This window comes from Acidovorax sp. LjRoot74 (assembly GCF_964254355.1).
Lineage (GTDB): Bacteria > Pseudomonadota > Gammaproteobacteria > Burkholderiales > Burkholderiaceae_C > Acidovorax.
In genome coordinates this window covers 2,030,733-2,049,721 of record NZ_CAXUTI020000001.1, presented here as the reverse complement: position 1 = coordinate 2,049,721, position 18,989 = coordinate 2,030,733, and the positions used below count along the sequence as shown (strand labels likewise).

Annotated in this window: 18 protein-coding genes; 5 read left to right on the top strand and 13 right to left on the bottom strand. The window is 69.0% G+C overall.

Features of this window, described 5'->3' with window-relative positions; all coding sequences use genetic code 11:
• Window positions 1-16 precede the first annotated feature (16 nt).
• Window positions 17-388 (bottom strand): AtuA-related protein, encoded by a 372-nt coding sequence (locus ACSQ3O_RS09405; RefSeq protein ID WP_436138641.1) that lies wholly within the window; start codon window positions 386-388, stop codon window positions 17-19.
• 11 nt (window positions 389-399) lie between these two features.
• Window positions 400-1,770, bottom strand: coding sequence for an acyclic terpene utilization AtuA family protein (locus ACSQ3O_RS09400; protein ID WP_436138640.1), 1,371 nt, complete (start codon window positions 1,768-1,770; stop codon window positions 400-402).
• A gap of 105 nt (window positions 1,771-1,875) precedes the next feature.
• Between ACSQ3O_RS09400 and ACSQ3O_RS09395 the strand changes: the two genes are divergently transcribed.
• Complete coding sequence (locus tag ACSQ3O_RS09395; protein ID WP_436138639.1) at window positions 1,876-2,769, top strand: LysR family transcriptional regulator; 894 nt, start codon at window positions 1,876-1,878, stop codon at window positions 2,767-2,769.
• Window positions 2,770-2,851: 82 nt separating this feature from the next.
• On the opposite strand, the gene ACSQ3O_RS09390 is transcribed toward ACSQ3O_RS09395, so the two are convergent.
• Entirely contained in the window at window positions 2,852-3,421 is a 570-nt protein-coding gene (locus tag ACSQ3O_RS09390; protein ID WP_436138638.1) for a 2'-5' RNA ligase family protein, read from the bottom strand.
• Window positions 3,422-3,586: 165 nt separating this feature from the next.
• Between ACSQ3O_RS09390 and ACSQ3O_RS09385 the strand changes: the two genes are divergently transcribed.
• Entirely contained in the window at window positions 3,587-4,579 is a 993-nt protein-coding gene (locus tag ACSQ3O_RS09385; protein WP_436138637.1) for an NAD(P)-dependent alcohol dehydrogenase, read from the top strand.
• A 79-nt stretch (window positions 4,580-4,658) separates the two neighbouring features.
• Here ACSQ3O_RS09385 and ACSQ3O_RS09380 read toward each other — a convergent pair whose 3' ends face one another.
• From ACSQ3O_RS09380 to ACSQ3O_RS09365, 4 genes are all read right to left on the bottom strand, one after another.
• On the bottom strand, window positions 4,659-6,875 hold the full coding sequence (locus ACSQ3O_RS09380) for an ATP-binding protein (protein ID WP_436138636.1): 2,217 nt from the start codon (window positions 6,873-6,875) through the stop codon (window positions 4,659-4,661).
• Complete coding sequence (locus ACSQ3O_RS09375; RefSeq protein ID WP_436138635.1) at window positions 6,860-8,104, bottom strand: hypothetical protein; 1,245 nt, start codon at window positions 8,102-8,104, stop codon at window positions 6,860-6,862. Before ACSQ3O_RS09375 ends, ACSQ3O_RS09380 begins: the two co-directional genes overlap by 16 nt.
• 128 nt (window positions 8,105-8,232) lie before the next feature.
• Window positions 8,233-8,676, bottom strand: coding sequence for a hypothetical protein (locus ACSQ3O_RS09370; protein WP_436138634.1), 444 nt, complete (start codon window positions 8,674-8,676; stop codon window positions 8,233-8,235).
• A 57-nt stretch (window positions 8,677-8,733) separates the two neighbouring features.
• Complete coding sequence (locus tag ACSQ3O_RS09365; RefSeq protein WP_436138633.1) at window positions 8,734-9,618, bottom strand: hypothetical protein; 885 nt, start codon at window positions 9,616-9,618, stop codon at window positions 8,734-8,736.
• A gap of 365 nt (window positions 9,619-9,983) precedes the next feature.
• Here ACSQ3O_RS09365 and ACSQ3O_RS09360 point away from each other — a divergent pair, with 365 nt between their 5' ends.
• The gene (locus ACSQ3O_RS09360) at window positions 9,984-10,988 is read left to right on the top strand and encodes a PhnD/SsuA/transferrin family substrate-binding protein (RefSeq protein WP_436138632.1); all 1,005 of its coding nucleotides are present in this window, start codon (window positions 9,984-9,986) and stop codon (window positions 10,986-10,988) included.
• 54 nt (window positions 10,989-11,042) lie between these two features.
• Here ACSQ3O_RS09360 and leuD read toward each other — a convergent pair whose 3' ends face one another.
• The 4 genes from leuD to ACSQ3O_RS09340 are packed head-to-tail and all read right to left on the bottom strand — an operon-like array spanning window position 11,043 to window position 15,081.
• Window positions 11,043-11,708, bottom strand: a complete 666-nt coding sequence (gene leuD / locus ACSQ3O_RS09355; protein WP_436138631.1) for a 3-isopropylmalate dehydratase small subunit — start codon at window positions 11,706-11,708, stop codon at window positions 11,043-11,045.
• The gene (leuC, locus tag ACSQ3O_RS09350) at window positions 11,705-13,123 is read right to left on the bottom strand and encodes a 3-isopropylmalate dehydratase large subunit (protein WP_436138630.1); all 1,419 of its coding nucleotides are present in this window, start codon (window positions 13,121-13,123) and stop codon (window positions 11,705-11,707) included. Before leuC ends, leuD begins: the two co-directional genes overlap by 4 nt.
• A gap of 30 nt (window positions 13,124-13,153) precedes the next feature.
• Window positions 13,154-14,056: an alpha/beta fold hydrolase gene (locus tag ACSQ3O_RS09345; RefSeq protein ID WP_436138629.1), complete on the bottom strand. Its 903-nt coding sequence runs from the start codon at window positions 14,054-14,056 to the stop codon at window positions 13,154-13,156.
• Window positions 14,057-14,073: 17 nt separating this feature from the next.
• On the bottom strand, window positions 14,074-15,081 hold the full coding sequence (locus ACSQ3O_RS09340; RefSeq protein WP_436138628.1) for a tripartite tricarboxylate transporter substrate binding protein: 1,008 nt from the start codon (window positions 15,079-15,081) through the stop codon (window positions 14,074-14,076).
• Between the two features lie 113 nt (window positions 15,082-15,194).
• On the opposite strand from ACSQ3O_RS09340, the gene ACSQ3O_RS09335 reads away from it, so the two are divergent.
• The gene (locus tag ACSQ3O_RS09335) at window positions 15,195-16,094 is read left to right on the top strand and encodes a LysR family transcriptional regulator (RefSeq protein ID WP_436138627.1); all 900 of its coding nucleotides are present in this window, start codon (window positions 15,195-15,197) and stop codon (window positions 16,092-16,094) included.
• Window positions 16,095-16,182: 88 nt separating this feature from the next.
• Window positions 16,183-16,545, top strand: a complete 363-nt coding sequence (locus tag ACSQ3O_RS09330) for a FlxA-like family protein (RefSeq protein ID WP_436138626.1) — start codon at window positions 16,183-16,185, stop codon at window positions 16,543-16,545.
• A 74-nt stretch (window positions 16,546-16,619) separates the two neighbouring features.
• Here ACSQ3O_RS09330 and ACSQ3O_RS09325 read toward each other — a convergent pair whose 3' ends face one another.
• Together ACSQ3O_RS09325 and ACSQ3O_RS09320 are read right to left on the bottom strand one after the other, a co-directional pair.
• Window positions 16,620-17,213: a hypothetical protein gene (locus ACSQ3O_RS09325; protein ID WP_436138625.1), complete on the bottom strand. Its 594-nt coding sequence runs from the start codon at window positions 17,211-17,213 to the stop codon at window positions 16,620-16,622.
• Between the two features lie 147 nt (window positions 17,214-17,360).
• Window positions 17,361-18,986: an ABC transporter ATP-binding protein gene (locus ACSQ3O_RS09320; RefSeq protein WP_436138624.1), complete on the bottom strand. Its 1,626-nt coding sequence runs from the start codon at window positions 18,984-18,986 to the stop codon at window positions 17,361-17,363.
• Window positions 18,987-18,989 lie beyond the last annotated feature (3 nt).

The window sequence follows — 18,989 nt, the reverse complement described above, 5'->3', positions numbered from 1 at the left end:
AAGCGAAATCAAAGGTCTAGGCCGTGGGGCCGCCAAAGTGCGCAGCCAGGTGTGCGGGCACAGTGACAGGCATATCAAGCAGCAGGTAGCTCAGTGCCTTGCCGTGGCTGTCGAGGTTGAGCGAATCGTTCACGCCGCCGTCGAGCACGTCGTCCAGCACGATGTTCATGGCCTGGAGTTGCGGCAGCAGATAGCGCGTGACCTGGCGGGGGCGGCGCTGGGCAAACTGCTGCGCCACGGCGGCTTCGGTGACCTGATCGACCAGCACATCCCACAGCGCGGGGTGCCAGGCGATGACGCTGATGTTGGAGCGGTTGCCTTTGTCGCCGGTGCGGCTGTGGGCCAGGCGATACAAGGGAACAGTGACGGTACGGTTTGTAGTGGTCATGGCTTGAGTCCTCAATCCACCATCTCGAAGTAAACGGACACGGCCTCGCGCGGCACCAGGCACGACACCGTGCCCAGGCGCGGACGCATGGCGGTGCGCACGCCGCCGCCCCCTGCGGGGCCGCAGGTGTAGAGCGCGGTCACTTCGCGCACCAGGCGCTGGGCGTTGGCGTGGTCGCGGTGCTGCAGGGCCACGCGCAGGCGCACGTCACGGGGGTCATTGCGAGCATCACCTGCTGCGGGGTCGTCCAGCCAGCGGCTGGTGTCGTCGCCAAAGATGCTGGTCACACCAATCAGGTCGATGCGCAGCGGGCCCAGGCCCTGCAGGCGCTCGCGCAGCACCTCGCCCGCCAGGCGGGCGCGGGCTTCGGCGCGCGGGCCGGCGTAGGAGATTTCGCCCTCGGCAAACCAGCCGGATTCAAAACACACGTTGACCTTGAGCGTGGCGGGCCGCGCGTGGCCCTGCACGCCTTCCAGACGCACTGCGTCGGGGCCCACGGTGGTCACGCGGGCGGTGGTGATGTCGGCCACCACGTCGGGCGTGAGGTAGGCCGCCGGGTCGTGCAGCTCGTACAGCAGCTGTTCCTTCACCGTGCGTTCGGTGATGCAGCCGCCCGTGCCCGGGGGCTTGGTGATGGTGCAGTGGCCGTCGGCGTCGATCTCAGCAATCGGGTAGCCCAGCTGGGCGAGGCCCGCCACATCTTTGTAGCCGGGGTCGGCAAAGTAGCCGCCCGACACCTGCGCGCCGCATTCCAGCAAGTGCCCGGCCATGGTGGCGCGGGCCAGCCGGTCCCAGTCGTCCAGCGCCCAGCCGTAGTGCGCGAGTGCGGGGCCCAGCACCAGCGAAGGGTCGGCCACGCGGCCGCACACCACGATGTCGGCGCCTGCGCACAGCGCATCGGCAATGGCCTGCGCGCCGATGTAGGCGTTGGCGCTGACGATGGGCTCGGTGGGCATCGCGCTGCCCAGCGCATCTTGCAGCAGCGCGCGGTGTTCGGGGCCGCTCAGGTCGTCGCCCTGCAGCACGGCAATGCGCGGGCGGGCCAGGCCCAGCTCGGCCGCCAGGGCGTGGATGCGGCGCGCGGCGCCGTGCGGGTTGGCCGCGCCAAAGTTGCTGACGATGCGCACGCCGTGGGCCAGGCACTGCGCCAGCACGAGGCGCAGCAGGTCCACCAGCAGCGGCTCATACCCAGCGTCGGGGTCGGTGCGGCGCGCCAGCTGGGCCAGGGCCAGCGTGCGCTCGGCCAGCGTCTCGAAGATGAGCACCGCAGGCTGGCCGCTGGCGATGAGCGCCTGCACCACGGGCAGGGCCGCGTCGGTGCGGTCGCCCGAGAAGCCGGCGGCGCAGCCCACCAGCAGTTTTTTGTCAGCGTTGTTCGCCATGGAATCGTTGTCTCCTGCGCCCACTGTAGGCAGGCTGCGGTATTCTGTGAAATCGATTGTTACGATCAATCCATCTGAAATCCAGATGAATCACCCCCACCCCGCATGAGCGCCCACCACCTCTCCAGCCGTCAGCTCGACGCCTTCCTCGCGCTGGCCGAGCAGCGCAGCTTTACGCGGGCCGCTACCTTGTGCCACCTGTCGCAGCCCGCGTTCAGCGCCCTCATCCGCGCGCTGGAGGACGACCTGGGCCTCCGCCTGTTTGACCGCAGCACGCGGCATGTGGACCTCACACCCGAGGGGCAGAACTTTCTGGAGTCGGCCCGCCGCATCCGCACCGAAATCACCAGCGCCCTGGCTGCCATGCGCAGTGCCGCCACGCTGCAGCGCGGGCGCGTGGCCGTGGCGCTGCTGCCGTCACTCGCGGCAGGCTGGCTGCCGGGCGTGCTGGCGCAGTACAGCGCGGCCCACCCGGGCATCGAGATCGACATTGCCGATGTGCTGTCAGAACCCTGCATCGACCGTGTGGCCAGCGGCCATGCCGACTTTGCGCTGGCCGCCATTCGCGCCGACACGCCCATGCTGCAGGCCGAGCCGTTTTGCAGCGACGACTTTTACCTGGTGTGCCCGGCCGACCACCCGCTGGCGCGCCGCCGCAAGGCCATCACCGCGCAGGACCTGGCGGCCTGGCCCTTTGTGCACCTGGCGCGCACCAGCAGCGTGCGCCAGTACCTGGAGGCCGCCCTGCACCCGCAGGCCATGCACACGCTGATGGAGGTGGAGCAGCTCGCCACCGTGATGGGCATGGTGCGCGCGGGGCTGGGTATCAGCGTGGTGCCCGCGCTCACGCTGTTCCACTTTGACCAGCCAGGGCTGGTCACGCGGCCGTTGTCACTGCCCGGCCTCACGCGGCAGATCTACCTGGTGCGGCGGCGGGACGAAAGCCTGTCGGTGGCGGCGCAGGCGCTGTATGCGCTGGTGATGGCGCAGCGGCCCTGAGGGGCCTAGCAGAGATGCTACATATTTGATAGCATAAAGCGCTTGATGGACGCGCGGTGAAGGCCGTTTTTGCTTCAGAAAACTAGCCCATCAGATCGAACTGGCCCCGGTGTTCAAACCGCCCGTCCACCACCTGCCCCACCCACAGCGCAGCCACCTGGCCGGGCACCGACACGCCCGCCTGGTTGCGCTCGGCGCACCATGCGCGCGCCATGGGCGCTGACTCGAAGGTGCCCACGGTGATGTGTGGCGTGTAGGGCAAATCCAGCCGCAGCGCATCCGCCAGCGGGCCCGTGTAGAGCGCGTCGTGGAGCAGCGACAACGCGGCATAGCCTTCGTCGGGCACCAGGTAGGCATGGGCGCGCGGGCTGTGGGCACCGGCCCCCAGCATGGCGTAGCGGCAGTGAAGTGTGATGGGCGCCGTGCGCGCCGCCACCCTAGCCACATGGGCAAGGTAGGTGGCTTCGTCCACCGCGTTGCTGGCAAACACCAGCGTGAAATGCGGGCGCACCAGCGCGTGGCCGGTGGGGTCGTTGGCGGCGCGCCAAGTGTCGATGGCCAACATGTCCTGGGGCGCACAAGAGGGGTAGGCAACGGTGTAGAGCGTGGGGTGCACGGTGGGGCCTTTGGAGCAATCGATCAGTCGATCCATTCAACAACCCCACAAGGGTAGCGCGCAGGCAGGGCATGGCCTTCACCGGCCGCCCCACCCAAGGTCGGGTTGTGCGCGCCCTGCCCGGCCGCCTAAGCTGCCCACAGGCCCCTAGCGCCCCTCACCCCCACCGATTGCGCCACCGGGCGCCCTACCCTGCCGCCCATGCACACACTCATGCCGCCCACCTCCACCACCATGTTCGCCTGGGTCTGCACCCAGTATGGCGGCACCGATGTGCTGCGGCTGCGCACCCTGCCCCGCCCGGTGCCCGGCCCGCGCGATGTGCTGGTGCGGGTGCTGGCGGCCAGTGTGTCGTCGGCCGACGTGCGCGTGCGCACGCAGAAACTGCCGCGCGGCTTTGGCCTGCTGGGGCGGCTGGCGTTTGGCATCACGCGGCCACGCCAGCCGGTGCTGGGCACCGATGTGGCGGGCGTGGTGGAGGCCGTGGGCCGCGACGTGACCGGCTTTGCGCCCGGCGACGCCGTGGTGGGCGCAACTGGCGTAACCATGGGCGGCCATGCCGAATACTGCGTGCTGCCCGGCCACAAGCCCCTGGTGCACAAGCCCGGCCGCCTGTCGTTTGTGGACGCGGCCTGCCTGCCATTTGGCGGCTTGGCGGCGCTGCACTTCTTGAACAAGGCGAACCTGCGCGCGGGCGAGTCGGTGCTGGTGATTGGCGCGGCGGGCGCCGTGGGCAGCGCCATGGTGCAGCTGGCACGGCACCGGGGCGCGCAGGTGACGGCGGTGTGCAGCGGTGGCAACGCCGCGCTGGCCCGAACGCTGGGCGCGCAGGCGGTGATCGACTACACCGAGCAGGACTTCACCCAGGCCCCGCAGCAGTGGGACGTGGTGGCCGACACCGTCGGCGCCAGCAGCTTTGCCGCCTGCCTGCCGCGCCTGAAGGAACATGGCCGCTACCTGGCCGTGGCAGGCAGCCTGGCCCAGGTGCTGGCCCGCCCGAGCGGCACACGCCGCAGCATCGGCGGCCCCGCAGCCGAGCGGCCCGAAGACCTGCACACCTTGATGGACCTGGCCCAGGCGGGCGCACTGCGGCCAGTGCTGGACTGCGCCTATCCGTTTACCGACCTGCCCGCTGCACACGCGTATGTGGAGACCGGGCGCAAGCGCGGGGCCGTGGTGGTGGCGCTGCCGTGAGCCTCAAGGCGCGCAGCGGATTACTATCAAATAAATAGCTAAAAGCGCTTATCCATAGCGCGGAAACGGCCTTTTTTGCTCATACTTTGGCGTCACTGCGCGCCAGCACGGCCAGCTCCTGGTGCAGCAGCAGTTCCACCTCGGTCGGCTCGAACTGGTCCTGCAGCAGCGGGATGGCAAAGCGGTATTCGCCCGCCTCGTGTTTGCGCAGCACATAGGCCAGTTGCAGGCGCGCCAGCGACTGGCGCAGCGCCTGCGCGTCGCCCGCGATGCCGTGGCTTTGCAGCAGCTGGGCCAGCGTGACCAGGCTGGACTGCCCCGCCTGGGCCGTGTGGTAAACCACGATGCGGTCGAGGCGGCAGGCGGCGTCGTCGTGGCTCAGGCGGCCCCATCCGGCCAGGGCGTCTTGCACGGCCTGCGAGGCCAGGGCCTGGTCGAGGTGGCGCTTTTCGATAACGCGCTCACCGGGCGCCAGCGCCTCCAGGCATTCCTGGCACAGGATGGCGACCAGGTTGGCGCGCTGGCCGCTGGCGTCCACCAGGCGGTCCACCAGGCGCTCGTTGTCAAAGCCCAGGCGCAATTTGCGCAGCGGTTCGGTGGCCAGCTCGCGGCAGGCATCGCGCTCCAGGCCGCCAATGGCCAGCACCTCGCCAAAGTTGCGCAGCGGGCTTTGGTAGTCCAGCACGGCGGTGGCGTACAGGTCCCAGAAGCCTGCCAGCATGAACCAGCAGCGGCCCTCCTCACTCAGTGCGCGCAGGGTGGACAGCTGCACGTAGCCGTTGGCCGATTCATCACGGAAGAACAGGTCGGCCTCGTCGATGAGCAGCACCAGGCGTTTGCCCTGGTACTGCGCCTGCAGGTGGTCCACGATGGCTTCGAGCGGTGTGTCGGCCGCCAGGCCAAACTGCAGCGCCATGCGCGGTGCCAGCCGGTGGTCGCGCAGCGAGACGTAGTGGCACACGGTGTGCGGGTGCCCCACCATGCGGCGCTGCACGGCCTTGAGCAGGCTGCTCTTGCCCAGCTGGCGCCCGCCCACCACCAGGTAGTTGGCGGGCTCGCGGTTGATGACGCGGGCCAGCAGTTGCGCGCGGCCAAAGAAGGCGCCTTCGCGCGTGACGCCGCCGCGCGTCTGGTAGGGCGATATGCGGGTGATGCGCAGTTGCGCGGCCAGCAGGCGCAGCAGCACTTGCAGGGCATCGCCGCCGATCAGCCATTCGGTCTGGCTGGCACTGTCGGCCATCACATGCAGGTTGGCGCGGTCTTGGGTGTGGGCGCTGAGCAGGGGCCAGGGCGTGTCCACGCTGTGTTCGCTCAGGATCAGCAGCACGTCGCTGCCGGTCTGCACGGCGCGCAGCTGGCGCAGCACGGTGGCTTCGTCGATGCCGGGCGTGGGCACAAAGACCAGGCAGCGGTCCAGCGACACGGGCAGGTCGGGCGGGAACGACCATTCAAACACCGCACCGGGCAGTGCCCAATCGGTGCTGGGCTGGCAGCGGGCCGACACACGTTCGGCCAGCGCACGGGCCAGGGCCGGGGCGCGCTCGCTGCCGGTGGCCTGGGCGCAGGCCACGGCGCGGCGCCAGTCCACCATGCGGATGTCGGCAGCCTGCAGTGTGGGCTCCAGCCGCCGCAGCCAGCGCAGCAGCCGGTCGATGTGCGGCAGTCGCGCCAACGGCGTGCGGCGTAGGCGCGCAGGGCGCAGCTGGCCCGCACCGATGAGTGGGTGACGCACCACCCACAGCACGGCACCCACGCCAAAGATCACCGCACACCACGCGATGAGCGAGCGCATCCAGCCAAAGGGGTCTGCGTCCGGCACCGGCTTGGCGGGCTCGAAATCGTCGGTGCTGCCTTGCTGGCAGTTGATGGGCAGGTAGCCCTGCGGGATGGGCGGGTTGCCGGGGCGGCAGGTCCAGGTGTGGGTGCCGGGCTGCAGCTCCACCACCACCTGGGTGCCCGCCAGCTTGCCGAATTCGGGGTTGTGGGCAATGTCGGCCTGCAGTACGTTGGAGCGCGGGGAGGTGACGCGCAACTGCGGGTTGGCGATGGGGGGCGCGTACTTCTGAATGTCGGTGGGCCAGCCATCCAGCTCGTTGCGGGCGTTGACCATGGCTACACGCCACTGCACCAGCTCGCCCCACAGCGGCCCCACGTTCATCGCCGCCATGAACTTGCCGCGCATGACCGGGTTGTGCTGGGGTGTGAACACGGCGCTGGCCACAAACAGCGTGACCAGTGCGATCACCACGGCGCGCACCACGGGCTTGGACACCAGGGGCTTCAATCCGTCGCGCATGATTCGAGCACCATGAAGCCTGCATCGCGGATGGTGGCGCAGCGCCAGTGCAACCGCGCCGCATCGCCCGTGCCGCGCGCGTGGATGAGGTTGCCCCAGAACAGGCTGCGCAGTTCGTCGTCCTGCAGGTAGGGCCGGGCGCGGCCCAGGTCGTCGGCCTGCAGCAGTTGCTGCAGGCGCGCTCGGCTGGCAGGCACCTGCGCCAGCGGCAGAAATGTTTGCCACAGGCGCGGGCTGCTGGCCAGGTGGGTGCGCAGTGCGCTGGACGATGCGGCCTCTTCGCTCACGCCCTCGCCCGCATCCGGGTGGTCCACCAGCCACTGCAGGCCTTCTTCAAACAGCGCGGGGTGGCCGCCGCTGAGCGCCTGCAGCGCAGCCACCACGGGGACGCTCCAGCGGTGCTCGGGCCAGCGGTGGTGGGCCAGTTGCAGTAGGTCGTCCAGCGTCGGGTCGGGCCAGTGGTTGACCTGTGCGATGTTGAGCAGCGACAGGTCGCCGCTGCGGTACTTGAGGTCGGCCAGCGCCTCGCCGCCGCACAGCAGCAGGTGCAGGCGGCCGCTGTGCATCTCGCTCAGGCTGCGCAAAATGCCCGCCAGGGTTTCGCGCAGCGCGGGCGTGCCCTGCTCAAAGCGGCTGACCAGGCAGAAGATGCGCTCACCCGCCAGCAGGCGGCGCTCCAGAGCGGACTCAAATTCGTAGTCCGACGCCACATCGCCCAGCCCGCATTGGCGGCCGATGGCGGCGAAGTATTCGGCGGGCACGGTGCTCACGCTGTAGGGCGGCTGGATGTGCAGCACCGAGCCCTCGCCATACTGCGCGCGGGCGCGCTGCAGCAGCTCGTGCCGAAACGGCGGCTGCCCCCAGTGCGCGGGCGACAGCAGCAGCGAGATGGGGTATGGCACGGCCTGCGCAAGCTGGGCAAACACCCGGTCCTGAAAGGCCGCAAACGGCTGCGCCGCACCCACGGCCTTGGCCTCGGCCTGCAGCGGAAACTCGGGCGCAAACCCTGCGGCGCTGAGCAGGCGGTTGGCCTCGTTTTCTGTCAGGCGCAGGTAGCGGGTGCAGGCCACCAGCTTGTCGCGCGAGCGGGGGTTGGGCACCGAGATGCCGTTGCGCCAGTTGTTCACCGCCTCGCGGCTCAGGCCGATTTCGGTGGCCACGCCGGAGGCGCTGGCGCGAATGCGGCGCATGTAGAGCGAGAGCAGGTCAGGAAAAGAGTCTGTGGCCATGAAGGGGAAGAAGCGGTGTGCAGCACTCTGCGGTGCAAGGGAAGATTAAAAGACGGGCCCGGTGGGCGGGCGGGAAGCGTGCGGGGCAGGCCAGCGGCAGCCCCGCCAGCACCCCAACCCAGGCCCCGCTACACCAGCACCTGCACCATGGGCCAGGCCTTGGCGCAGCCCAGGCCGCAGGCCACCAGCACCGGGCTGTAGAGCACAACCACCCCCAGCAGCGTCATCAGCCACCCTGGCGACCCGTCGTCCGCTGCAGCGGCGTCTGCTGCACCAGCGTCACCCTCACCAGCGTCGCCTGCATCGCCGGTCACCTCCTGCACCAGCATCACGGCCACGAGCAGCAGCGCGGCGCCCAGCACGCCCATGTAGGCGTACTGCCAACCGGCGCCCACCAGGGGGTAGAAGTACCCGGCCAGCACCACGGCGGGCAGCGCAAAAAAACCGTGCATCTGCCACCGGTGCCAGTCGATGCCCTCTTCCTTTTTATCGAGCGCCCCCAGCACCAGCCGGTGGGTAATGGCCCCCAGTACAAAAATCAGCCCACCCCACCATTCGATCTCTGTCAGCATCGTCCCATCCCTCTTTGTTGTGTGTCTGTTTGTTGGTCTTTGCAGACCTGCGCCGGATCAACCCGCTGCCGGCTGGACCGTGACCGGGCCCGCAGGATCGCCATCATCGCTGCCACCGGCAGCGTCGTCATCATCGTCCCCATCGCCGCGCAGGTCCTTGTACTCGCGCACCATGTAGAACAGGGGCAGCGCAATGGCCAGCACCAACCCCAGGCCCATCCACAGCCAGAACCCCTTGAACAGCAGCACCGTGGCCACCGTGAACACGATGGCGTGCAGCAACCCCTTGAACCCTGCGCGCAGCAGCAGTACCGCAATCAGGCCCTGCACGGGCGACTGGCCACTTTTGCCCATGGTGCGTGCCAGGTCGATGAAGGCCTGCGCGGCTTCTTCGCCCTGCTTTTTGCGGTCGGCCTCGTCCTTGCGCAGCCTGGCCACGCTCATGGGCTTGGCCGGGTCGCGGGAACAGGCATAGGGGTCGTGCTGCGCGTCGGCGTCCTCATCGGCGCCTGCTGCGCCGGGTTCATGCGCTGGCTCCACCACAGCGCGCCACTCGGGGTGGGCGCCCCAAAAGGCCTTGCGCGCCACCCACTGGCCCTGGTCGAAGTGCATGCGCTCGGTCTCGCCCACCTGGTCATAGAAGACCTCCAGCACCGCCGCCCGCAGGCCGTGGGCAAACAGCGTCTCCAAGGCGCGCAGCGGCAGGCCATCATGGGTGCCCGTGTCAAAACACAGCAGCAGGTGGGTGGGCTTGGCGGCCACCTGCTGGTTGAACCACTCTCCGTCCCACAGGTCATCCAGGTTCGCCACGCCCAGCTCACCAGCCCATCGCTGCGCCTGCTCGGTGTTGTCAGCCACCAGGTACTGGTAGACCAGCTGGGCGGTCTTGAGCTTGATGGCGTCGTCGAAGAGCAGGTGCAGGGTATGGGCGTTTTGCGACATGGCGGGATGAAAGACAAAGGGTTCGCGTTGAGTTGCACGAATTGTTACCGGATCAGCGGGCCCCGCCCCTCTCGACCTTGTCCATTGAGCGACCCGAACGGTTGACGTGCTGTCAAGCGCCCCTGCCCTGCAGGCCGGCAAGCGGTGATGCCGTGCCAGTCGCGTGGGTTACCCGCTCTGGCCACATGGCAGCGGGGCCTGCCAATGCTTCATGCATACTCAACAGCCGCCCACCGCAGCCAGCCGCCCGGCGCTCAGTCGCCCGCCAGCAGCCACCGCGTGGGCCCGGCCACAGGCATGGCTTGCGCGAACCGAATCAGGCGCTGCGCAGCCGACACATCACACAACACCGAGGGACATTCACCATGCGTTGCCACGCCCGCTCCGGCGCACTTTTGATCTGCACCACGCTCACGCTCGGCCCCGTGGCCGCGCAGGCACAGACGGATGCGGGCACGACGCCCCAGGCCCGCGCCGCTACCGCCCGCGCTGCGGCAGCCCCGGCACCCGCCTTCAGCGGGCAGCGCGAAAAGCTGGTGGTCGCCATGCCCAAGACCTACGCCAAGAGCGAGACCATGCTGCTGTGGGGCGACTACTTCAACCACCTGGCGCGCTGCGGCAACATCGACCTGCAGAACCTGCAGGGCGAATCGCTGGAGCGCAGCACCAACATCGATGTGCTAGCCGAAAAAGACCTCATCGACAACCTGCTGGCTGGCAAGGCCCAGCTGGCGCAGGTCAACCCGGGCCTGGTGCCGCAGCTGGTGGCTGCAGGACAGCCCGCGCCGTTCGGCGTGCCGGGCAACAAGGCCAGCGGGCAGCGCAATTCGTACAAGCTGATCCTGATCGCGCGGGTGGACAGCCCGTTCACCAAGCCGCAGGACCTGGTGGGCAAGAAGATCGCGCACACCACGCCCACCTCCAACTCGGGCAACCTGGCGCCGCGCGCGCTGTTCCCGGCCATTGGCCTGGTGCCGGACCAGAACTACGAGGTGGTGTTCTCCAACGGCCACGAGCGCTCGGTGACCGGCGTGATGCACGGCTTCTACCCCGCCGCTGCCGTAGCGAGCGACCTGTATCAGCGCATGGTGGTCAAGGGCGACGTGAAGGGATCGAGCATCCGCACGCTGTGGGAGAGCCCGCCCTTCATGACCGAGACCTGGACCCTGGGCAAGGACGTGTCGCCCGAGCTGCAGGCGCGCGTGAAGAAGTGCTCGTACAGCTACAGCTTCTCGCCCAAGCTGCGCCAGCTGCTGCCGGGCAACGACACCTTCTTGCCCATCAACTTCGAGCGTGACTTCTCCACCGTGATGGAGGTCTACAACAAGACCCAGAAGGCGGCGCAGGCGGCCAAGCCTGCCGCCAAGTAGCCAGCAGGCGGCCAAGCCTGCCGCCAGGTAGCCCGGCCCGGGCACCTGGGCCGCTCAAGCCGGGCCGGCCGCCGCAGCAAGGCGCTCGCGCGTGCGCCGCGCGACATCCTTCACCCAGGGCTGGGCCTCCCAGTGGCGCTGGGCAAATGCCGTGATCTGGTCCCGGTAGGTCAACGAGGCGCCGATCACATCCAGGCCGTCGATGAACATGCGCCGGTGCCGCTCGGAGATGGTGAACGGTGCGCTGTGCCCTGCCGTGCGCACCTGGCGCTGCTCCACATCGATCTCCATCGCCAGCGGCCCCCGGGTGGCACGGGCCTCGCGCATGAAGGCCTGGGCATCGTCCTCGCTCACCATGGCCAGCAGCAGGCGGTTGTTCATGGCGTTGGAGTAGAAGATCTCGCCAAAGCTTGACGCCACCACGGCCTGGAAGCCGTACTGCTGCATGCCCCACACCGCATGCTCGCGGCTGGAGCCGCAGCCATAGTTGCTGCCCGCCAGCAACACATCGGTGCCGGCAAACGCTGGCTGGTTGAGCACGAAGTCTTCGCGCGGCTGCCCGGCGCCGTCAAAGCGCAAGTCGTACAGCAGGCCCGGCGCCAGGCCCGATTTGTCGATGCCGCGCAGGAACTGCTTGGGCATGATCTGGTCGGTGTCCAGGTTGGCGATGTCGAGCAGTGCGGCCCTGCCGCGCAAGCTGGTGTTGTGGTCGGCGCTCATGCTGTCACCTCCAGGGTTCTGACGTCGGTGATGCAGCCGGTGACGGCCGCGGCGGCGGCCATGGCCGGGCTCATCAGGTGCGTGATCGCCCCCCTGCCCTGGCGGCCTTCGAAATTGCGGTTGGTGGTGGATGCGCAGCGCTGGCCCGGGGCCAGCACATCGTCGTTCATGGCCAGGCACATGGAGCAGCCGGGCTGGCGCCATTCGAAGCCGGCCGCCACCAGGCGCGCGGCGATGCCTTCGGCCTCGGCCTGGGCCTTCACCGCGCCCGAGCCGGGCACGACCATCGCGCGCACGCCCGGGGCCACGCGGCGGCTGCCGACGATGCGGTCCACCTCGCGCAGGTCTTCGATGCGGGCGTTGGTGCACGAGCCGATGAACACGTGCTGAACCGGCACGCCCGCCAGCGGCTGGCCGGCGGACAGGGCCGTGTAGCGCAGGGCCTGCTCGGCGCTGCCGCGCTGCACGTCGTCGGTGATGTCCTCGGGCCGGGGCACAGTGGCGTTGACGGCGATGGCCTGGTCGGGGCTGGTGCCCCAGGTGACGAAGGGGGCCACCTCGGCCGCGTGGAAAACATGCTCCACGTCGAACACGGCATCTTCGTCGCTGTGCAGCGTGGCCCAGTGGGCCAGGGCCTGCGCGCGCACGCCGCCGGTGATGTCGGGGGCCTTGGCCAGCACGTAGTCGATGGCGGTGGTGTCGGGCGCGATCAGCGCGCCGCGTGCACCCGCTTCCACTGCCATGTTGCACAGCGTGAAGCGCGCCTCCACCGACAGGGCGCTGATGGCGCTGCCGCTGAATTCGACGACAAAGCCGCGCGCGCCCTGCGCGCCGATGCGGCTGATGATGAGGAGGATCAGGTCCTTGGCGGTGGTGCCCGCAGGCAGCACGCCGTCCACGCGGATGCGCATGTCCTTGGCGAGGCGGTAGACGAGGGTCTGGGTGGCCAGCACATGCTCCACCTCGGACGTGCCGATGCCGAAGCCCAGCGCCCCCAGCGCGCCGTAGGTGGTGGTGTGGCTGTCGCCGCAGATGATGACCATGCCCGGGCGCACCATGCCGTGCTCGGGCGCGATCACGTGCTCGATGCCCTGCAGCGGGTCGTTGGTGTCGAACAGCGGGATGTGGTGGCGGTCGCAGTTGGCCTTGAGGTTGCTGGCCTGCAGGGCCGAGGGCGGGTCCTGGATGGTGCGCCAGCGCACGGGCTGGGTGGGGATGATGTGACTCACCACCGCCACGTTCTGCCCCGGCACGGGCACGCCGCGCCCGGCCTCGTGCAGGCCGGCGAAGGCCTGGGGGCTGGTGTATTCGTTCATCAGGTGCAGGTCGCAAAAGAGCAGCACGTTCTGTTCATCGAGAACGGCGACGGTGTGCGATGCGACCAGCTTCTGGTAGAGCGTGGTGGGGGTGGTCATGGTCATCGTGGTGTGTGTTTTTGTGTGCTGCTACTGGCCAGCGAGAAGGAACGGCAAGGCGGCACCGAGCAGCGCGTCGGGCGCCTCTTCGGCGATGTAGTGGCCGCAGGGCAGCGGGTGGCCGCGCACGTCGGCCGCCACGCGCTGCCACTCTGCAAGCGGCTTGAAGCACTGGTGCACCACGCCCTGCTCGCCCCACAGGGCCAGGAGCGGCATGGCGAGCTGGCGGCCCGCATCGCGGTCGGCCCTGTCGTGCACCAGGTCAATGCCGGCGGCGGCGCGGTAGTCCTCGCACACGCCGTGGGCCGCGCCCGGCAGGGCCAGGCAGCGCACGTACTCGGCCAGCGCCCGTGGGTCGAACGGCGCCAGGCCGGCGCTGCGCCGGCCCATCACGTCGCGCACGTAGGCGGCGGGGTCGGCCTCGATCAGGCGCTCGGGCAGCGGCGCGGGCTGGATCAAAAAGAACCAGTGCCAATAGGCGCGCGCGAATGCCTGGCTGGTCTGCTCGTACATAGCCAGCGTGGGCGCAATGTCCAGCAGCACCATGCGCTGCACGGCCTCGGGGTGGTCGGCCGCCAGGCGGTGCGCCACGCGGGCGCCCCGGTCATGGGCCAGCACGGCAAAGCGCGCATGGCCCAGGTGCGCCATCACGGCCAGCATGTCGGCGGCCATGGTGCGCTTGCTGTAGAGCAGATGTTCGGCATCGCCGGCGGGCTTGGCCGAGTCGCCATACCCGCGCAAATCCGCCAGCACCAGCGTGAAGTGCTGGGCCAGCACGGGCGCCACCTTGTGCCAGATGGCCGATGTCTGCGGGTGGCCGTGCAGCAGCAGCAAGGCCGGGCCCGTGCCGCCGACCAGTGCATGGATGTGCTGGCCGTCGGGCGTGGGCACCAGGGCGGGGGTGAAGCCGGGGAAAAGCGGGGTCGTGGTCATGGTGTCGTCGCAGTGGTCTATTCGGCCGTGATGCCACGCTCCTTGATGAGCTTGGCCCATTGCGGCATCTCTGTCTCCAGCCGGGCGCGGGCCTGCTCGGGGGTGGAGGGAATGGGGTCGAAGCCGTCCTTGGCCATGCGCTCCTTGAGCGCGGGGGTGCCCAGTGCCTGGTTCAGCGTGGCGTTGAGCTTGTCGATGATGGGCTTGGGCGTGCCGGCCGGCGCGAACACGATGAACCAGGTTTCAAACGCATAGCCCGGCAGGCCCGCCTCGGCAATGGTGGGCACATCGGGCATCAGCGCCGAGCGCTTCGTGCCGGTAACGCCCAGGGCCCGCAACTTGCCGGCCTGCACATGCGGCTGCGCGGCCGACAGCACGGGGAAGCTCATCGCCACCTGGCCCGACATGGTGTCGATCATGGCCGGGCCGCCGCCACGGTACGGAATATGGACGATGGGCGTGCCCGCCACGGCCTTGAACAGCTCGGCCGACATGTGGAAGGTGCTGCCCGGGCCGGCCGAGCCGTAGGAGTAGTGGCCCGGCTTGGCCTTGAGCAGCGCAAGCAGCTCCTTGAGGTTCTTGGCCGGCACCGCGTTGTTGACCACCAGCACGTGCTGAGAGCTGGCCACCATGCCGATGGGCGCGAGGTCCTTCAGGGTGTCGTAGGGCATCCGGGCCGTGAGGGCGGGGTTGATGGCCAGCGACACAGTCTGCAGGCCGATGGTGTAGCCGTCGGGCTGCGCCTTGGCGACCATGTCCACGCCGATGTTGCCGCCCGCACCGCCCTTGTTCTCGATGAACAGCGAGCCGCCCAGGGCCTTGCCCCATTCGTCCGTCACCATGCGCGCGGCGATGTCCGCGCTGCCGCCCGGGGCGTATGGCACGACCAGCTTGATGGCCTTGCCGGGGTAGGCCGCGCCTTGGGCCAGGGCGGCGGGGGCCGCCAGCAGGGCGAGCGTGGCGGCGGCCACGGCCGCCACAGTGGCATGGGCCAGGCGGCGGCGGGGAATCGGAAGTGTCGTCATGGGGCTTGTCTCCTGCGGTATGTGTTGTGGTTGGGATCTTAGGAGTGATGTCCAAAGCCATAAATACCGTCACAATTACTTCATTCATAAATTCAACGCACGAATCAAGCACCATGGACGGCTTTTCGGACCTGCGCTTTTTTGCGCTGCTCATGAAGGAAGGCAGCCTGGCGGCGGCTGCGCAGCAGATGGGCATCACCCCGCCGGCGGTGAGCCGGCGCCTGGCGCAGCTGGAGCACCGCCTGGGCGTGCGCCTGCTGCACCGCACGACCCGGCGCATCCGCCTCACGCCCGAGGGTGAGACCTACCTGCTCGACGGCGCCCGCATCCTTGGCGACCTGGAGGCACTGGAGCGCACAGTGGCCGGCGCTCGCAGCTCGCCCCGGGGGCTGATCAAGCTGGCCGCCACGCTGGGCTTTGGCCGCGTGCACATCGCGCCTGCGCTGTCGGCGTTCGCCCGCGCCTACCCCGAGGTGGAGGTCCAGCTGCACCTCACGGACCGGCCCGTGAACCTGGTGGAGCAAGGCCTGGACGCCGCCGTGCGCTTTGGCGACCTGCCGGACTCGCGCCTCACGGCCCGGCGGCTGATGGCCAACCAGCGGCTGCTGTGCGCATCGCCCACCTATCTGGCCCAGGCCGGCGAGCCCGTGCAGCCGGCCGACCTGCTGGCCCACCAGTGCATCGTGATCCGCGAGAGCGACGAGACCTACGGCACCTGGCACCTGCACCAGGGCGCACGGCAGGAGACCGTGAAGGTGCGCGGCATGCTCAGCACCAACGACGGCGCAGCCGCCACCACCTGGGCCCTGGAAGGCCACGGCGTGCTCATGCGCTCCGAATGGGACGTGGCGGCCCACCTGGCCGCAGGCCGCCTCGTGCGCGTGCTGCCCGCGTGGGCCCCGCCCGCAGCCGACGTGACGCTGGTGTACCCCACGCGCAGCGACCTGTCGGCCAAGACGCGGGCGCTGGCAGACTTCCTGCGGGACTGGTTTGCGGCACCGCGACGGGCATGACGCGCCCAGGGCACGCGGTAGGCACCAGGACCAACACCATGCGCCAGCGCAACCCTTGAGATTGCCGCCGAATTGCCGATAAAGCAGCATGCAGATATCCAATGCCACCTCGTCTTCGGGCGCCGCGTCCAGCGCCAGCGCCGCCAGCGACATCAACAAACTGCAAAAACAGCTGCGCGAGCTGACCAACGAACTGCGCAGCTTGGCCGGGCAGAACATGGAGACCAAGGCGAAGCAGGCGAAGGCGAAGCTGCTGCAGGCGCAGATCCAGATGGTGCAGCAGCAGATCGCCGCCATCCAGCGCCAGACGCAGCAGGAGCAGGTGGACAGAATGCAGGCGCAGCAACAGGCTCAACAACGGGCCCGGGCAGACCAGCAGGCGCCCAGCAGTAGCACACACCGCCCCCGCCCCGCGCCAGGGCTGGGGGAGTCCGTCGATACCTTTGCCTGAAGGGCCCACAGCCCACGGAGGTGACTCCGGCAGGCACTTCAGCGACGCATGCCTGCCGCCCCTGCTAGCAGCACCTACCGGTTGTCCAGCAAGGTAACGTGCGCAAAAGGCATGTGGTGCATCAGCTCGCGCAAGATCAGCAGGCTGGCCGCAAAGGCGGGGCTGGCGGGCAGCCCCTCGTGCGCGACGGCGCGGCCTTGCGCCACTGCGGCGAGCCGGTTGAAAAGCCGCTCCATGGCCTCCAGCGTCAGCACCCGCTCGGGCCCCGGCGCAACGCCCGCCAAGGTGGCGATCTCATGCAGCATCGGATCGGCGGAAAACAGCAAGGCTGCGTGCCCCTCGGGCACCCATTGGCGGTGGCGCACATGGGCCGCATAGACCTCGTCTTCGACCCAGGCGATGGCGGTTTCCAGCTCCAGCGGTGTCGGCACAGCACTGCGAAAAAAATCACGCACCGTTTTCTGCTGGCCCAGGGCCAGCGTCAGCGTGGCCGAAGGCTTCGTGGGCTCCTGCCCCGTTGCAAGCTCACTGTCCTCGGAGCCCAAGTGCAGCGCGGTCACACATGAACCGGGAGCCACCAGGGCGCGGGCCTGGCGGTACACCACGTCCAAGTCTACCCGGGGCGCTGCGTCGTCGCCGCCAGGCAAGGTGAGGGGCTGGTCGGGCATGGTGTCAGGGGTGGTTGGGGGCATGGTGGCTGCGGCGGATGTGTGCTGGCGGGTTGCGGGAAATGCGGGCATCTTTCCACGGCCGGGAGGCATGCGCAACCGCGTGCATCCGGGCAAGCACGCTGGCGGGCCCAGCCCGTCCGTCCATCAGCCCGCCACGCCCGGTACGCTGGCAGCCGCCACCAAGCGCTGCGTGTAGGGGTGTTGCGGCGCATCCAGCACCGCATTCACAGGGCCGCTTTCCAGTACCGCGCCATCCTTCATCACCAGCACATCGTGCGCCATGGCGCGGATCACATCCACGTCGTGGGTGATGAGCAGGTAGCTCAGGCCTTTTTCTTTTTGCAGGCGCTGCAACAGGCCCAGCACCTGCTGCTGGATGGTCACGTCGAGGGCGCTGGTGGGTTCGTCCAGCACCAGCACCTGCGGCTGCACGATGAGGGCACGCGCAATGGCCAGGCGCTGGCGCTGGCCGCCCGAGAATTCGTGCGGATAGCGCGCCAGCAGGCGCGGGAACTGCGCTTCGGTCAGGCCCACCTCGGCCAGCATCGCTTCGACACGGCTGCGGCGCTCGGCCACGGTCAACGTTGGTTCGTGCACCTTCAGGCCTTCGCCCACGATCTCCTCGACCGTGAGGCGCGGCGACAGGGACGAGAACGGATCTTGAAACACCACCTGCACCCGGCGGCGCAACTGCTGGTTGGTGGGCGTGTTGCGCATGGCGGGCTGCTGCCACGCCTGGCCGCCCACCTGCAACTGCCCCTTGGCAGGCAACAGCCCCAGGATGGCCTGGGCCAGCGTGGACTTGCCCGAGCCCGACTCGCCCACCACGCCCAGCGTCTGGCCGGGCAGCAATTGCAGCGCGGCACCCTGCACCGCCACAAACTCGCCCTTTTGGAACCAGCCCTTCAGGCCCGGCAGCGGCGTGGGGTAGGCCACGCGCAGATCCTGCGTCTGCACCACGGGCGCGGTGTCAGCAGGCGGGTCGGCCTCGACCACATCGCGGCGGGGCTGGCTGGCGATCAGGCGGCGGGTGTAGGCATGCTGCGGGGCGCCAAACACATCGGCCACGGTGCCCTGCTCCACCAGCACGCCCTGCTCCATCACGGCCACGCGGTCGGCAAAGCGGCGCACCAGGTTCAGGTCGTGCGTGATGAGCAGCACGGCCATGCCGGTCTGGCGTTGCAGATCACTCAGCAGGTCCAGGATCTGGCAGCGCAAGCTCACGTCCAGCGCCGTGGTGGGCTCGTCGGCCAGCAGCAGCTTGGGCGCGCTGGCCAGGGCCATGGCGATCATGGCGCGCTGGCGCTGGCCGCCGCTGAGCTGGTGCGGAAAGCTGCCCGCACGGCGCGCGGGCTCGGGGATACCTGTTTGTGCCAACAAATCGATGGTGGCCTGCGCGCACTGGGGGCCCGTGAGGCCGCGCTTGAGCAAAAGGATTTCGGCAATCTGCGCGCCAATCGTCATCAGCGGGTTGAGCGCGGTCATGGGCTCCTGGAACACCATGGCAATGTCGTCGCCGCGCACACCGCGCATCTCGCGCTCGCTCAGCGCCAGCAGGTCGCCACGCCCTTGCAGGTGGGCCTGACCGGTGATGGTGGCATCGCCCACCAGGCGCAGCAGGCTCAAGGCAGTGATGGTCTTGCCCGAGCCGGACTCGCCCACGAGGGCAAGCTTTTCGCCTGCGGCAATGTGGAGGTTGACGCCACGCACCACTTCTTTGGCGCCAAAGCGCACATGCAGGTCCTGTACCTGCAGCAAGGGGAGATTCATGGC

What these genes read in the sequence shown, in the direction of transcription:
- ACSQ3O_RS09375 (WP_436138635.1), bottom strand. Translation starts at nt 8,104, where the DNA reads ATGGCCACAGACTCTTTTCCTGACCTGCTCTCGCTCTACATGCGCCGC.
- ACSQ3O_RS09330 (WP_436138626.1), top strand. Translation starts at nt 16,183, where the DNA reads ATGCAGATATCCAATGCCACCTCGTCTTCGGGCGCCGCGTCCAGCGCC.
- ACSQ3O_RS09340 (WP_436138628.1), bottom strand. Translation starts at nt 15,081, where the DNA reads ATGACGACACTTCCGATTCCCCGCCGCCGCCTGGCCCATGCCACTGTG.
- leuD (WP_436138631.1), bottom strand. Translation starts at nt 11,708, where the DNA reads ATGAGCGCCGACCACAACACCAGCTTGCGCGGCAGGGCCGCACTGCTC.
- ACSQ3O_RS09380 (WP_436138636.1), bottom strand. Translation starts at nt 6,875, where the DNA reads ATGCGCGACGGATTGAAGCCCCTGGTGTCCAAGCCCGTGGTGCGCGCC.
- ACSQ3O_RS09325 (WP_436138625.1), bottom strand. Translation starts at nt 17,213, where the DNA reads ATGCCCGACCAGCCCCTCACCTTGCCTGGCGGCGACGACGCAGCGCCC.
- ACSQ3O_RS09320 (WP_436138624.1), bottom strand. Translation starts at nt 18,986, where the DNA reads ATGAATCTCCCCTTGCTGCAGGTACAGGACCTGCATGTGCGCTTTGGC.
- leuC (WP_436138630.1), bottom strand. Translation starts at nt 13,123, where the DNA reads ATGACCACCCCCACCACGCTCTACCAGAAGCTGGTCGCATCGCACACC.
- ACSQ3O_RS09395 (WP_436138639.1), top strand. Translation starts at nt 1,876, where the DNA reads ATGAGCGCCCACCACCTCTCCAGCCGTCAGCTCGACGCCTTCCTCGCG.
- ACSQ3O_RS09390 (WP_436138638.1), bottom strand. Translation starts at nt 3,421, where the DNA reads ATGGATCGACTGATCGATTGCTCCAAAGGCCCCACCGTGCACCCCACG.
- ACSQ3O_RS09345 (WP_436138629.1), bottom strand. Translation starts at nt 14,056, where the DNA reads ATGACCACGACCCCGCTTTTCCCCGGCTTCACCCCCGCCCTGGTGCCC.
- ACSQ3O_RS09335 (WP_436138627.1), top strand. Translation starts at nt 15,195, where the DNA reads ATGGACGGCTTTTCGGACCTGCGCTTTTTTGCGCTGCTCATGAAGGAA.
- ACSQ3O_RS09365 (WP_436138633.1), bottom strand. Translation starts at nt 9,618, where the DNA reads ATGTCGCAAAACGCCCATACCCTGCACCTGCTCTTCGACGACGCCATC.
- ACSQ3O_RS09405 (WP_436138641.1), bottom strand. Translation starts at nt 388, where the DNA reads ATGACCACTACAAACCGTACCGTCACTGTTCCCTTGTATCGCCTGGCC.
- ACSQ3O_RS09370 (WP_436138634.1), bottom strand. Translation starts at nt 8,676, where the DNA reads ATGCTGACAGAGATCGAATGGTGGGGTGGGCTGATTTTTGTACTGGGG.
- ACSQ3O_RS09360 (WP_436138632.1), top strand. Translation starts at nt 9,984, where the DNA reads ATGCGTTGCCACGCCCGCTCCGGCGCACTTTTGATCTGCACCACGCTC.
- ACSQ3O_RS09385 (WP_436138637.1), top strand. Translation starts at nt 3,587, where the DNA reads ATGCACACACTCATGCCGCCCACCTCCACCACCATGTTCGCCTGGGTC.
- ACSQ3O_RS09400 (WP_436138640.1), bottom strand. Translation starts at nt 1,770, where the DNA reads ATGGCGAACAACGCTGACAAAAAACTGCTGGTGGGCTGCGCCGCCGGC.